Source organism: Pantoea sp. T14, from assembly GCF_036663535.1.
Taxonomy (GTDB): domain Bacteria; phylum Pseudomonadota; class Gammaproteobacteria; order Enterobacterales; family Enterobacteriaceae; genus Pantoea; species Pantoea phytostimulans.
In genome coordinates this window covers 143,542-155,919 of sequence record NZ_JAWUEB010000011.1, presented here as the reverse complement: position 1 = coordinate 155,919, position 12,378 = coordinate 143,542, and the positions used below count along the sequence as shown (strand labels likewise).

Annotated in this window: 14 protein-coding genes; 8 read left to right on the top strand and 6 right to left on the bottom strand. The window is 53.1% G+C overall.

Translation table 11 applies throughout. The features are described from left to right. Nucleotides 1–23: 23 nt before the first annotated feature. Together secD and secF are read left to right on the top strand one after the other, a co-directional pair. Nucleotides 24–1,871 (top strand): protein translocase subunit SecD, encoded by a 1,848-nt coding sequence (gene secD / locus SC127_RS04460; protein WP_215847460.1) that lies wholly within the window; start codon nucleotides 24–26, stop codon nucleotides 1,869–1,871. Between the two features lie 10 nt (nucleotides 1,872–1,881). Further along, nucleotides 1,882–2,850, top strand: coding sequence for a protein translocase subunit SecF (secF, locus tag SC127_RS04455; protein WP_215847459.1), 969 nt, complete (start codon nucleotides 1,882–1,884; stop codon nucleotides 2,848–2,850). A 54-nt stretch (nucleotides 2,851–2,904) separates the two neighbouring features. Here the strand turns inward: secF and SC127_RS04450 are convergent, their stop codons facing one another. Beyond that, complete coding sequence (locus SC127_RS04450) at nucleotides 2,905–3,474, bottom strand: DUF3251 domain-containing protein (RefSeq protein WP_332625400.1); 570 nt, start codon at nucleotides 3,472–3,474, stop codon at nucleotides 2,905–2,907. A 16-nt stretch (nucleotides 3,475–3,490) separates the two neighbouring features. Beyond that, nucleotides 3,491–3,934, bottom strand: coding sequence for a peptidoglycan-binding protein LysM (gene lysM, locus SC127_RS04445; RefSeq protein WP_215847458.1), 444 nt, complete (start codon nucleotides 3,932–3,934; stop codon nucleotides 3,491–3,493). A 186-nt stretch (nucleotides 3,935–4,120) separates the two neighbouring features. On the opposite strand from lysM, the gene nrdR reads away from it, so the two are divergent. From nrdR to pgpA, 6 genes are all read left to right on the top strand, one after another. Next, complete coding sequence (gene nrdR, locus SC127_RS04440) at nucleotides 4,121–4,570, top strand: transcriptional regulator NrdR (RefSeq protein WP_215848327.1); 450 nt, start codon at nucleotides 4,121–4,123, stop codon at nucleotides 4,568–4,570. Nucleotides 4,571–4,573: 3 nt separating this feature from the next. Beyond that, nucleotides 4,574–5,677, top strand: a complete 1,104-nt coding sequence (ribD, locus tag SC127_RS04435) for a bifunctional diaminohydroxyphosphoribosylaminopyrimidine deaminase/5-amino-6-(5-phosphoribosylamino)uracil reductase RibD (protein ID WP_243078417.1) — start codon at nucleotides 4,574–4,576, stop codon at nucleotides 5,675–5,677. Between the two features lie 91 nt (nucleotides 5,678–5,768). Then, entirely contained in the window at nucleotides 5,769–6,239 is a 471-nt protein-coding gene (gene ribH / locus SC127_RS04430) for a 6,7-dimethyl-8-ribityllumazine synthase (RefSeq protein WP_215847456.1), read from the top strand. A 19-nt stretch (nucleotides 6,240–6,258) separates the two neighbouring features. Further along, nucleotides 6,259–6,678: a transcription antitermination factor NusB gene (nusB, locus tag SC127_RS04425; protein ID WP_215847455.1), complete on the top strand. Its 420-nt coding sequence runs from the start codon at nucleotides 6,259–6,261 to the stop codon at nucleotides 6,676–6,678. A gap of 55 nt (nucleotides 6,679–6,733) precedes the next feature. After that, on the top strand, nucleotides 6,734–7,711 hold the full coding sequence (thiL, locus tag SC127_RS04420; protein WP_215847454.1) for a thiamine-phosphate kinase: 978 nt from the start codon (nucleotides 6,734–6,736) through the stop codon (nucleotides 7,709–7,711). Then, nucleotides 7,698–8,198, top strand: a complete 501-nt coding sequence (pgpA, locus tag SC127_RS04415; protein ID WP_215847453.1) for a phosphatidylglycerophosphatase A — start codon at nucleotides 7,698–7,700, stop codon at nucleotides 8,196–8,198. Before thiL ends, pgpA begins: the two co-directional genes overlap by 14 nt. A gap of 79 nt (nucleotides 8,199–8,277) precedes the next feature. On the opposite strand, the gene SC127_RS04410 is transcribed toward pgpA, so the two are convergent. The 4 genes from SC127_RS04410 to xseB form a co-directional block, all read right to left on the bottom strand. Then, a complete protein-coding gene (locus SC127_RS04410) occupies nucleotides 8,278–9,252 on the bottom strand; it encodes an aldo/keto reductase (protein WP_332625395.1) in 975 nt (324 codons plus the stop codon). Between the two features lie 93 nt (nucleotides 9,253–9,345). Then, nucleotides 9,346–11,211, bottom strand: coding sequence for a 1-deoxy-D-xylulose-5-phosphate synthase (dxs, locus tag SC127_RS04405; protein WP_243078415.1), 1,866 nt, complete (start codon nucleotides 11,209–11,211; stop codon nucleotides 9,346–9,348). Between the two features lie 19 nt (nucleotides 11,212–11,230). Beyond that, entirely contained in the window at nucleotides 11,231–12,130 is a 900-nt protein-coding gene (ispA, locus tag SC127_RS04400; protein ID WP_243078414.1) for a (2E,6E)-farnesyl diphosphate synthase, read from the bottom strand. Then, complete coding sequence (gene xseB, locus SC127_RS04395) at nucleotides 12,130–12,372, bottom strand: exodeoxyribonuclease VII small subunit (protein WP_215847450.1); 243 nt, start codon at nucleotides 12,370–12,372, stop codon at nucleotides 12,130–12,132. Before xseB ends, ispA begins: the two co-directional genes overlap by 1 nt. Nucleotides 12,373–12,378 lie beyond the last annotated feature (6 nt).

Sequence of the window (12,378 nt, the reverse complement as noted above, 5' to 3'; positions counted from 1 at the left end):
TTTATTTCCCTAAGGGAACTGCCGTGTTAAATCGTTATCCTTTGTGGAAGTACATCATGCTGGTCGTCGTCATTGCTGTCGGCCTGCTATACGCACTTCCCAACCTGTATGGTGAGGATCCGGCCGTTCAAATCACTGGTGCGCGCGGAAGCGCCGCCAGTGAGCAAACGTTGGATCAGATTCAGTCCGCATTAAAACAAGATAATATTCAGAGCAAATCCGTTGCGCTGGAAAATGGCGCTATCACGGCACGCTTTGCTAACACTGACGTGCAGTTACGCGCCCGTGAAACCATCCTGAAAGCGCTTGGCGAAAACTATGTTGTTGCGTTAAACCTTGCCCCTGCTACGCCACGTTGGCTCTCTCTGCTTTCAGCAGAGCCCATGAAACTTGGCCTTGATCTGCGCGGTGGCGTGCACTTCCTGATGGAAGTGGATATGGATACCGCATTAGGCAAACTGCAAGAGCAGAACGCCGACACGCTGCGTAGCGACCTGCGCACAAAAAACATTCCTTATACCACTGTCAATAAAATCGCTAATTACGGTGTGGAAATTCGTTTCCGCGACGCGGCAAGCCGCGATGCTGCCGTCTCTTGGTTAAGCTCACGTCATCAGGATCTGGTGATCAACAGCAGCGGGGCGGATTCATTGCGCGCCACCATGAGCGATGCACGTCTCAGCGAAGCCCGTGAATATGCTGTTCAGCAGAACATTACTATCCTGCGTAATCGTGTGAACCAACTGGGTGTTGCCGAGCCGCTGGTACAGCGTCAAGGTTCTGATCGCATCGTGGTTGAGCTGCCAGGTATTCAGGACACTGCGCGTGCCAAAGAAATTTTGGGTGCAACCGCAACGCTGGAATTCCGCGTAGTGAACACCAGCGTGGATCCAAGTGCGGCGGCTAGCGGACGTGTACCGGGTGATTCAGAAGTTAAAGACATGCGTGATGGCCAGCCAGTCGTGCTGTACAAGCGCGTGATTCTTACGGGTGACCACATCACTGATTCGACGTCGAGCATGGATGAATACAACCAGCCTCAGGTGAATATTTCACTGGATGGCGCGGGCGGTAACATCATGTCCAACTTCACCAAGGACAACATCGGTAAACCGATGGCGACCTTGTTCGTGGAGTACAAAGACAGCGGCAGAAAAGATGCAAACGGGCGTTCCATTCTGGTGAAGCAGGAAGAGGTGATTAACGTCGCTAATATCCAGTCTCGCTTGGGTAATAGCTTCCGTATCACGGGTATCAACAACCCGAACGAAGCACGTCAGCTCTCGCTGCTGCTGCGCGCCGGTGCGTTGATCGCGCCGATTCAGATTGTTGAAGAGCGCACTATCGGTCCAACCATGGGTCAGCAAAATATTACCCAGGGTCTGGAAGCCTGCTTGTGGGGCCTGCTTGCCTCCATTCTGTTTATGGTGGTGTTCTACAAGAAATTCGGCTTGATTGCGACCAGCGCACTGTTGGTTAACCTGGTGTTGATTGTCGGCATTATGTCGCTGTTGCCGGGTGCAACGTTAACCATGCCAGGTATTGCCGGTATCGTGTTGACGCTGGCGGTGGCCGTTGATGCCAACGTTCTGATAAACGAACGTATTAAAGAAGAGCTGCGTAATGGGCGTTCCGTTCAGCAGGCAATTCATGAAGGTTATAAAGGCGCCTTCTCAAGTATTGTCGATGCCAACGTAACGACGCTGATCAAAGTTATCATTCTTTACGCGGTCGGTACCGGTTCGATCAAAGGTTTTGCAATTACCACAGCAATTGGTATTGCCACCTCCATGTTCACCGCGATTGTTGGAACCCGTGCCATTGTTAACCTGGTTTACGGTGGCAAACGCATCAACAAGCTGTCTATTTGAGGAGTGCGTCGTGGCACAGGATTATTCTATTGAGCAGTTGAACCACGGCCGTAAAGTCGTTGACTTTATGCGCTGGGATACGCTGGCCTTCATCATTTCGGGGCTACTGATTGTTGCCGCGATTGCCATTGTCGGCGTGCGTGGTTTCAACTGGGGTCTCGATTTTACCGGCGGTACGGTTATTGAGATCAGCCTTGAGAAACCCGCCGATCTCGAGGTGCTGCGTGGCGATTTGGTGAAAGCGGGCTTTGATGAACCGCTGGTGCAGAACTTCGGTAGCAGCCGTGACGTGATGGTGCGCATGGCGCCCGTTTCAGGCCCGGCGGGCACTGAGTTAGGTAACAAAGTGGTCTCGGTAATTAACCAAACCACGCAGCAAAGTGCCACCGTGAAGCGTATCGAATTCGTTGGCCCAAGTGTGGGCAGCGATTTAGCGCAAGCGGGTGCGATGGCGCTGCTTTCGGCTCTGATCGCGATTCTGATCTATATCGGTATTCGCTTTGAGTGGCGTTTGGCGCTGGGCACCGTGCTAGCGCTGGCACATGACGTGATCATTACCTGCGGCCTGCTGGCGCTGTTCCACATCGAAATCGACCTGACCATTGTCGCGTCGCTGATGTCGGTGATTGGTTACTCACTCAACGATAAAATCGTGGTTTCTGACCGTATCCGTGAGAACTTCCGCAAAATTCGTCGCGGCTCTTCTTACGACATCACTAACGTGTCGCTGACCCAAACGCTGAGCCGTACCTTGATCACCTCGCTGACGACGCTGGCGATGATCCTGATCCTGTTCATCTTTGGTGGTGCGTTGCTGAAAGGCTTCTCGCTGACCATGTTGATCGGTGTGACGATTGGTACCGTTTCGTCGATTTATGTCTCTTCAGCGCTGGCGCTGAAGCTGGGCATGAAACGCGAACATATGCTGGTACAGAAAGTAGAGAAAGAGGGCGCCGATCAGCCTTCAATTCTGCCGTAATTCTGGCAAATAAAATGAAATGGGCTGCCAACTGGCAGCCCATTTTTTTTGCGCTTACTGCGCAGCAGAGACGGTTGGGGCGGCGCTTTCTCCCACCACATCGTGCACGCGGATATAACCCAGTTGATCAGGCGTTAGCCCACTCAAACGCAATGGCACGCTAACCGACGTTTGCGGCAACAGCGCGGCTGGCACGTCAATGGTTTGATTAAGGCTGTCAGCGTTGAGCGGTTTTCCGCTAGCCGGATCCAATTCACCCCAGACAACCGTGGCGCGCAGAGCGGGGATCGGCTGATCGCCGGTGGCACGGATGTTCAGATTCGCGCGTGAACCATTCGCTTCACCTTCAACCCGAGACAGCGACAAGCGGAGCGTACCGAGCTGCGTCTGGAGTTCTACCGGCGTATTCGCTTGCGGAACTAACCATGCGCCTTGCTGTGAGTGGCTATTGAGTTGCCCCTGAATTTCCAGCGCGCTGGCCTGTGAGGTCAAATGCTGCATCTGCTGATTGAGCTGGCTCACTTCCTGATGCAGCTTATTCACTTTAGGCGTAGAAGGCGTGCTGCTACAGCCGCTGAGAAATACCAGTGACATCGCCATCGGCGCCCAAACCGTCCTGATCATAATTTATCCTTGTCAGTTATTTCGGAATTCGTAAAACCTGGCCTGGATAGATCTTATCAGGATGCGACAGCATTGGCTTGTTCGCTTCGAAAATCTTGTTGTATTCATTAGGATTTCCGTAAACCTGTTTGGAAATCGCGCTCAAGGTGTCACCTTTCTTCACGGTATAAAGCTCCGCTTCAGGTGCGCTATCGCTTACGGTAACCTTATCTTCAACTTTGGTGATACCCGCTACGTTTCCGGCTGCTACCAGGATTTTTTCTTTCAGCTCCTGAGTAATGCCATCACCGGTTACGGTAACGGTATCGCCATTGACCTGCACATTGACTTTATCGCTGTCCGGTAATCCTAATTTGTTGATATGGTCCTGAAGTTTTTTGTTTTGGTCGTCATCGTGACCGCCGCTCACCGCATCCCACAACTTTTCACCAGCCTCTTTCACAAAATTAAACAAACCCATAAAACCTCCGATTGTTAGTAGTCTTGTGCTGCAAGGCAGCTTTATAAGCGTAGTGGTTTTTCAATAACTAAGGTGCACGCGTTGTCTGGCTGTGAGCCAGGCGATGGAAAGGCACGGGAATAGATTTTGTTGAAATGCAGTTCGCGCTACACTGTATGGCCCATTTATCTCGCGTCAGGTAACGTCATGCATTGCCCATTCTGCTCCGCTGTGGACACCAAAGTGATTGATTCTCGTCTGGTTAGTGAAGGATCGTCGGTGCGTCGCCGTCGTCAGTGTTTGGTGTGCCATGAGCGTTTCACCACATTTGAAGTGGCCGAATTGGTCATGCCGCGTGTAGTGAAAAGCAACGACGTGCGTGAACCCTTTAATGAAGACAAGCTCAGCAGCGGCATGATGAAGGCGCTGGAAAAACGGCCCGTTAGCGCTGATGCCGTCGAGAGTGCAGTCAACCATATCAAAACCCAACTGCGTGCCACTGGCGAACGGGAAATCCCCAGCAAAATGATTGGCGCATTAGTGATGGATGAGCTGAGAAAGCTCGATAAAGTGGCCTACATTCGTTTTGCTTCGGTGTATCGCAGTTTTGAGGATATTCGTGATTTTGGCGAAGAGATCGCCCGCTTACAGGATTAAACCATGACCGATGAACGCTATATGGCGCGTGCGCTGGAACTGGCGCGGCGCGGTCGTTTTACCACGACACCGAATCCCAATGTAGGATGCGTTATTGTCCGTGATGGTGAAGTCGTGGGTGAAGGCTGGCATCAACGAGCCGGTGAACCCCATGCTGAAGTCCATGCGTTGCGCATGGCCGGTGATCGCGCTCGCGGCGCGACAGCTTACGTCACGCTAGAACCTTGCAGCCATCATGGCCGTACGCCACCTTGTTGCGATGCGCTGATTGCCGCAGGCGTCAGCCGCGTGGTGGCAGCGATGCAAGATCCGAATCCGCAGGTGGCAGGGCGCGGTTTACATCGCTTGAGCCAGGCGGGAATTGACGTCAGCCACGGTCTGATGATGAGCGAAGCCGAAGCGCTCAATCGCGGTTTCCTGAAACGCATGCGCACCGGTTTTCCGTGGGTGCAACTCAAATTAGGCGCTTCGCTGGATGGCCGCACCGCGATGGCGAGCGGTGAAAGCCAATGGATTACGTCTGCCGCAGCAAGGCGCGATGTGCAAAGACTGCGAGCGCAAAGCTCCGCTATTCTCAGCAGCAGCGCCACCGTGTTAGCGGATGATCCGTCACTGACGGTGCGTTGGTCAGAACTGAATGCAGATACCCAGTCATTACTGGATGAAAGTACACTACGTCAGCCGATACGCGTGATCGTGGATAGTCAAAATCGCGTTACACCGCACCACAAGTTGATTACGCAGCCGGGCGAAACGTGGCTGATGCGCCAAACGGCCGATCAGCAAACCTGGCCCGAAGGCGTCACGCAAATTGGCGTGCCGCTGCGTGAACAGCAGTTGGATCTGGTCGCCATGATGATGCTGCTTGGCAAGCGACAGATTAACAGCGTTTGGGTTGAAGCCGGCGCGTCCCTGGCCGGTGCGCTGCTGCAAATTGGCTTGGTTGATGAGTTGATTGTGTATGTCGCGCCTAAGCTTTTAGGTGATGAGGGACGCGGCTTGTGTCAGCTGCCCGGTTTACAGCAACTTGCTGATGCACCAAGCTTTTCATTCAGCGATGTCCGTCAGGTCGGCACGGATTTGCGTCTGACCTTGACACCGCAATAATGCAGGCGGAAAAGCGAGAGCAAGCCGCCGAAGAGTATGATAGAATCCGCCCCCCTGCGCGGGGCCAAACAAACCCCCTGAAAGGATAAGTATGAAAGTTATCGAAGCTGCTGTTGCTACGCCTGAGGCCAATGTTGCCATCGTTATCGCGCGTTTTAACAACTTCATTAATGACAGCCTGCTGGATGGCGCGATCGACGCTCTGAAGCGTATCGGTCAGGTCAAAGATGAGAACATCACCGTTGTTTGGGTTCCCGGCGCTTATGAACTGCCACTGGCAGCACGTGCGTTGACGAAAACAGGCAAATATGATGCCGTGATCGCCTTGGGCACTGTCATTCGTGGTGGCACTGCACATTTCGAATATGTTGCAGGTGAAGCCAGCTCCGGTATCGCCAGCGTTGCAATGAACAGCGAGATTCCTGTCGCGTTCGGCGTGCTGACCACCGAAAATATCGAGCAGGCCATTGAGCGTGCTGGTACCAAAGCCGGTAATAAGGGTGCAGAAGCAGCCTTGACCGCGCTCGAAATGATTAACGTATTGAAAGCCATCAAAGCCTGATTTTTGTAAGGGGAATTTTGTGAAACCTGCTGCTCGTCGTCGCGCCCGTGAGTGCGCTGTCCAGGCGCTTTACTCCTGGCAGTTGTCTAACAACGACATTGCCGATGTGGAATACCAGTTTCTGGCGGAACAAGACGTCAAAGACGTCGATATTTCTTATTTCCGCGAACTGCTGTCCGGTGTGGCGACCAACAGCGCGTATCTGGATGGTCTGATGAAACCTTACCTGTCGCGTCAGCTGGAAGAGCTGGGCCAGGTAGAAAGAGCTGTGCTGCGCATCTCGCTGTATGAATTGAGCAAGCGTGCTGATGTGCCTTATAAAGTAGCCATCAATGAAGGTATTGAGCTGGCGAAAGTGTTTGGCGCAGAAGACAGCCACAAGTTTGTCAACGGCGTGCTGGATAAAGCGGGTCCACAGATTCGACCCAATCGTAAGTAAATAAAAAGGCCGGCTTGCCGGCCTTTTTTCATTATTGGTTAAGCGGAACGCAACTATGTCTTGTGGTGAATTTGAACTCATCGCACGCTACTTCAATCGCAGAACGCGCAGCCGCCGTGATGTCGAAACCGGCATTGGTGATGATTGTGCGCTTCTGAGCGTGCCAGAAAAACAGACGCTGGCGATCAGCACCGATACGTTGGTGGCTGGCATACACTTCCTTCGTGATATCCATCCCGCCGATTTAGGCTACAAAGCGCTGGCCGTTAACCTCAGCGATCTCGCCGCAATGGGTGCGGATCCCGCCTGGCTGACGCTGGCAATGACCTTGCCTGAAGTCGACGAAACCTGGCTGGCGGCATTCAGTGAAAGCCTGTTTGAGCTGCTGGAATATTACGATATGCAGCTTGTGGGCGGCGACACCACGCGCGGACCACTTAGCCTGACGCTGGGTATTCATGGTCTGGTGCCGCAAGGCCGCGCCTTGAAACGTTCCGGCGCTAAACCTGGCGACTGGATTTTCGTTACCGGCACCTTGGGCGACAGTGCGGCGGGACTGGCGTTGTTACAGCATCGTAAACGTATCAACGATCCGGCGGTTCATGAAGCGCTCATCAAGCGTCACTTGCGCCCAATGCCGCGCATCCTGCAAGGACAGGCGCTGCGTTCTTTGGCATCATCGGCTATCGATCTCTCTGATGGTTTGATCTCCGATCTCGGCCACGTTTTAAAAGCCAGCGGCTGCGGTGCACGCATCAATCTGGACGCATTGCCTTTGTCGCCTGCGCTGCGCGATCATTTTGAGCCGGAAGAAGTTTTACGCTGGGCATTAAGCGGAGGCGAAGATTATGAACTTTGCTTTACCGTGCCGGAAGTGCATCGCGGGGCGCTGGATGTGGCGCTCGGCCATCTTGGCGTACCTTTTACCTGCATCGGTCAGATTGCGCCAGAATCAGAAGGTTTAACGCTGCTGGATAACGGCAAGCCAGCGAAATTCAGTCATAAAGGATTTGACCATTTTGACGCTCGATAAAGACGTAGCAAAAAGCCGTTTGCGGATGAGCAATCCGTGGCACCTGTTAGCCACGGGTTTTGGCAGTGGATTAAGCCCTTATATGCCAGGAACGGTGGGATCGGTCGCTGCGATTCCTTTCTGGTTTCTGATGACCTATCTGCCACAGGATATCTATTCACTGGTGGTGTTATTAGGAATCAGTGTCGGTGTTTATCTCTGTCACCGCACAGCCAAAGATATGGGCGTTCACGACCATGGCAGCATTGTCTGGGATGAGTTTATCGGCATGTGGATTACGTTGATGGCCATTCCGGTAAACAGCTGGGAATGGGTTTTAGCGGGTTTTATCGTGTTCCGCATTTTCGATATTTGGAAACCCTGGCCGATTCGCTGGTTTGATCGCAATGTACACGGCGGCATGGGCATTATGGTCGATGACATTATCGCTGGGGTCATTTCAGCCGCGATATTGTTTGGCGTCGGCCATTACTGGCTGGCTGTTTAATGACGCATTCCCTCTCCGAAAGGAGAGGGAATTCTCCGATGTGCTGGACACCGCTTAATCATCGAGATTGAGGTCGCTGTTACTCAAATCCCACCGCCGGATGCGGCTGATAAACACTTTCAAGCTCAGCAATGTCGGTTGAATCGAGCTCAACATCCACTGCTTTTACCAAATCTTCCAACTGCTGCGCACGTGATGCACCAATAATCGGTGCCGTTACGGCGGGTTTATGCAACAGCCACGCCAGCGCAACTTGCGCACGACTCACGCCTTTATCCGCTGCAATGGTTTCAACCCGCTTCGCGATTTCAGCATCGTTCTCTTCCGTTGCGCTGTACAGCGTTTTACTCACTTCATCAGAAACCGATCGCGCTGTGGTTTCACCCCACGGACGCGTCAGCTTGCCGCGAGCCAGCGGACTCCACGGCAACACCGCAATGTTTTTATCCAGACATAATGGATGCATTTCATTTTCTTCTTCACGCTGAATCAAATTATATTGATCCTGCATGCTAACGAAACGCGCCCAGCTATGGCGTTCCTGCGTCTCAAGCGCTAGTGCAAACTGATTGGCATGCATTGAAGATGCGCCGATGTAACGCGCTTTACCGGCTTTCACCACATCATTTAACGCCTCAAGCGTCTCTTCCAGCGGCGTTTCATAATCCCAGCGGTGAATTTGCAGTAGGTCCACATATTCCATGCCGAGACGATTCAAGCTGTCATCAATGGATTGCAGAATATTTTTGCGCGACAAGCCTTGGGATAAATTACTCATTGGAAAATAGACTTTCGTCGCGACCACGATCTCTTCGCGGCGGGCAAACGCTTTTAAAGCGCGGCCGACGATCTCTTCACTGCTGCCGTCAGAATAGCTGTTGGCAGTATCGAAAAAATTAATTCCTGCCTCTAACGCTTGCTGAATTAACGGGCGGCTACTCTCTTCTGGCAACGTCCAGGCGTGTTTGCCGCGATCCGGCTCACCAAAGGTCATGCAACCCAGACAAAGACGCGAAACCTGCAGATCGGTGGTACCCAGTTGGATGGTTTTCATGATGGCTCCTGCGCAAAGTCGCTGATGATTCGAGGGAATCATAAAGCATAGCAGGCGTTTCGCCCCCCGGTTGGGGAGCGAAAGGTGAGGGGATTACTGTGCGAGCCAAGCCTCAATTTGCTGCTGGATACCTTCTGCATCCAGTTGGTAATCGTGACGGACTTCGTCCTGCGTACCCTGCGGGATAAATTCATCAGGCAGGCCAAGATTCAACACCGGTACACGCAGACGTTTAGCCATGACGTACTCATTGACGCCGCTGCCCGCGCCGCCTTTGATTGCGCCTTCTTCCAGCGTAATCAATGCCTCGTATTTACCTGCCAGCTCTGTAATTAAGGCTTCATCCAGCGGCTTCACGAAGCGCATATCCACCAACGTTGCGTTGAGCGCCTCAGCGGTAGCAGCAGCTTCAGGCAGCAAGGTACCAAAGTTTAGGATGGCGAGTTGTTCGCCTTCACGCTTGATAACACCTTTGCCGAGCGGCAAACTTTTCAGCGGTGTTAATTCGGTGCCTACACCCGTCCCGCGTGGGTAGCGCACCGCGCTCGGGCCATCCTGATAGTGATAACCGGTATAGAGCATCTGGCGGCACTCATTCTCATCGCTTGGCGTCATGATCACCATATCAGGGACGCAGCGCAGATAGGCGAGGTCAAAGGCGCCCTGATGCGTTTGTCCGTCGGCACCGACAATGCCGCCGCGATCGATAGCAAACAGCACCGGTAATTTCTGGATAGCCACATCGTGAATCACCTGATCATAGGCGCGCTGCAAAAAAGTGGAGTAAATGGCGACGATCGGCTTATAGCCGCCGATGGCCATACCTGCTGCGAACGTCACGGCATGCTGCTCAGCAATTGCTACGTCAAAGTATTGATTTGGGTATTCACGTGAGAAGCCCACCATGCCCGAACCTTCACGCATAGCGGGCGTGATCGCCATCAGTTTAGGATCGTCAGCTGCCATTTCACACAGCCAGTTACCAAAGATTTTTGAGTAGCTCGGTAAGCCCTCAGCACTCTTCGGCAGTGCACCGTTTGCCAGATCAAATTTAGGTACCGCATGCCAGGTAATCGGATCTTCTTCGGCAGGCGCATAGCCTTTGCCTTTCTTGGTCATGATGTGCAGAAACTGCGGCCCTTTCAGGCTGCGCATGTTGGATAGCGTATTCACCAGGGTTAGCACATCGTGGCCATCAACCGGGCCAATATAGTTAAAGCCCAACTCTTCAAACAGCGTGCCCGGTACCACCATGCCTTTCAGATGCTCTTCGGTACGTCTTACCAACTCTTTGATGGGCGGCAGGCCGGTTAAAACGCGCTTTCCACCTTCGCGCAGGCGCGCATAGGTTTTACCCGAAAGAATTTGCGCCAGGCGATTATTTAATGCACCAACGTTTTCAGAGATCGACATTTCGTTGTCGTTAAGGATCACCAGCATGTCCGGCTTGATATCACCTGCGTGGTTCATGGCTTCGAAAGCCATGCCTGCGGTGATCGCGCCATCACCGATAATGCAGGCGGTGCGGCGACCTTTGCCTTCTCGCTCGGCTGCAGCAGCCATGCCAAGACCGGCGCTGATTGAGGTAGACGAGTGGCCCACGCTCAGCACGTCATATTCGCTCTCGCCGCGCCATGGGAAAGGGTGCACGCCATTTTTCTGACGAATAGTGCCAATACGATCGCGGCGACCGGTCAGAATTTTGTGTGGATAGGCTTGATGTCCTACATCCCACACCAGATGATCAAACGGCGTGTTATAGACGTAATGCAGCGCCACCGTCAGCTCGACGACGCCCAAACCTGAAGCGAAGTGGCCACTGGAGCGGCTGACGCTGTCTAACAGATACTGACGCAGTTCATCACACAGCGCAGGCAATTTCTCTTTCGGCAGAGCGCGTAGCTCTTGAACCGTGTCCGCTAGCGCCAGTGTCGGGTATTTAGCAATATCAAAACTCATCAGAGACTCATTATGGAAGTTATTTGTCGCGTTCAATTATGAAGCTCGCCAACGCTTGCAAAGCTGTGGTGTCATAGGATTGGGCGGCGAGAATTTCCAGCGCACTAAGCGCTTCCTGATACAAATCCCAGGCTTTTATGCGGGCATTATCCAGCCCCATCAATGAAGGATAGGTGCTTTTACCTAAATCTTGATCGGCGCCCTGACGTTTACCAATCACGGCGGTATCCCCAATCACATCGAGAATATCGTCTTGTACCTGAAATGCGAGGCCAATCGCATCCGCGTAGCGATCGAGTACCGGCAGCGCCAGACGACCTTTTTCCCCGGCAGCCAGCGCGCCCAGACGAACAGCAGCACGGATCAGCGCGCCCGTTTTATGGCGATGAATCTGCTCTAGCTGGGGTAAATCAACGGATTTTCCTTCCGCCGCCAAGTCCAGCGCCTGTCCACCACACATTCCGGCTACACCGCTGGCTTTAGCCAGTTCAGATATCATGGCGAGGCGATATTCTGCGCTCACGCCAGGCATCGGCTGGTCCGCCAGGATAGAGAACGCCAGTGTTTGTAATGCATCACCTGCAAGGATGGCGGTGTCTTCACCATATTTTATGTGGCAGGTGGGTTGGCCACGGCGTAACGCATCATCGTCCATCGCAGGAAGATCGTCATGAATCAGGGAGTACGCGTGAATACATTCAACTGCCGCAGCGGGAATATCCAAGCTTACTGGATCGGCATTAAGCATTTCGCCGGTGGCGTAGACCAAAAAAGGGCGCAGACGTTTACCGCCTAATAATGCCCCATATTGCATGGCATTCACCAGAGGAGAACTCTGAAAAGGGAGTGGATCTAATAAGCGCGTCAGCGCAGCATTCACCTGTTGGTGATAAGCGCTGAGCATGTTGGCAAAATCCATTAGTCATTTTCCGGCGTGAAAGAGGTGAGATCGGCGTCTTTATCATCGCTCAGTAAGATGCGCACACGCTGTTCTGCTTGCTGCAGCGTTTGCTGCCCGGTACGCGCCAACTGCACGCCACGCTCAAACTCATTCAGCGCCTCTTCCAACGGCAGCTCACCACTTTCCAGGCGGCTGACAATCTGTTCCAGCTGCTGCAATGACGTTTCGAAGCTGGCTGGCTTTTCGGCTTTTTTCGGCATAATTAG

Coding starts and splice junctions, on each gene's coding strand:
- SC127_RS04450 (WP_332625400.1), bottom strand. CDS start 3,474: ATGATCAGGACGGTTTGGGCGCCGATGGCGATGTCACTGGTATTTCTC.
- lysM (WP_215847458.1), bottom strand. CDS start 3,934: ATGGGTTTGTTTAATTTTGTGAAAGAGGCTGGTGAAAAGTTGTGGGAT.
- nrdR (WP_215848327.1), top strand. CDS start 4,121: ATGCATTGCCCATTCTGCTCCGCTGTGGACACCAAAGTGATTGATTCT.
- ribD (WP_243078417.1), top strand. CDS start 4,574: ATGACCGATGAACGCTATATGGCGCGTGCGCTGGAACTGGCGCGGCGC.
- ribH (WP_215847456.1), top strand. CDS start 5,769: ATGAAAGTTATCGAAGCTGCTGTTGCTACGCCTGAGGCCAATGTTGCC.
- thiL (WP_215847454.1), top strand. CDS start 6,734: ATGTCTTGTGGTGAATTTGAACTCATCGCACGCTACTTCAATCGCAGA.
- SC127_RS04410 (WP_332625395.1), bottom strand. CDS start 9,252: ATGAAAACCATCCAACTGGGTACCACCGATCTGCAGGTTTCGCGTCTT.
- dxs (WP_243078415.1), bottom strand. CDS start 11,211: ATGAGTTTTGATATTGCTAAATACCCGACACTGGCGCTAGCGGACACG.
- ispA (WP_243078414.1), bottom strand. CDS start 12,130: ATGGATTTTGCCAACATGCTCAGCGCTTATCACCAACAGGTGAATGCT.
- xseB (WP_215847450.1), bottom strand. CDS start 12,372: ATGCCGAAAAAAGCCGAAAAGCCAGCCAGCTTCGAAACGTCATTGCAG.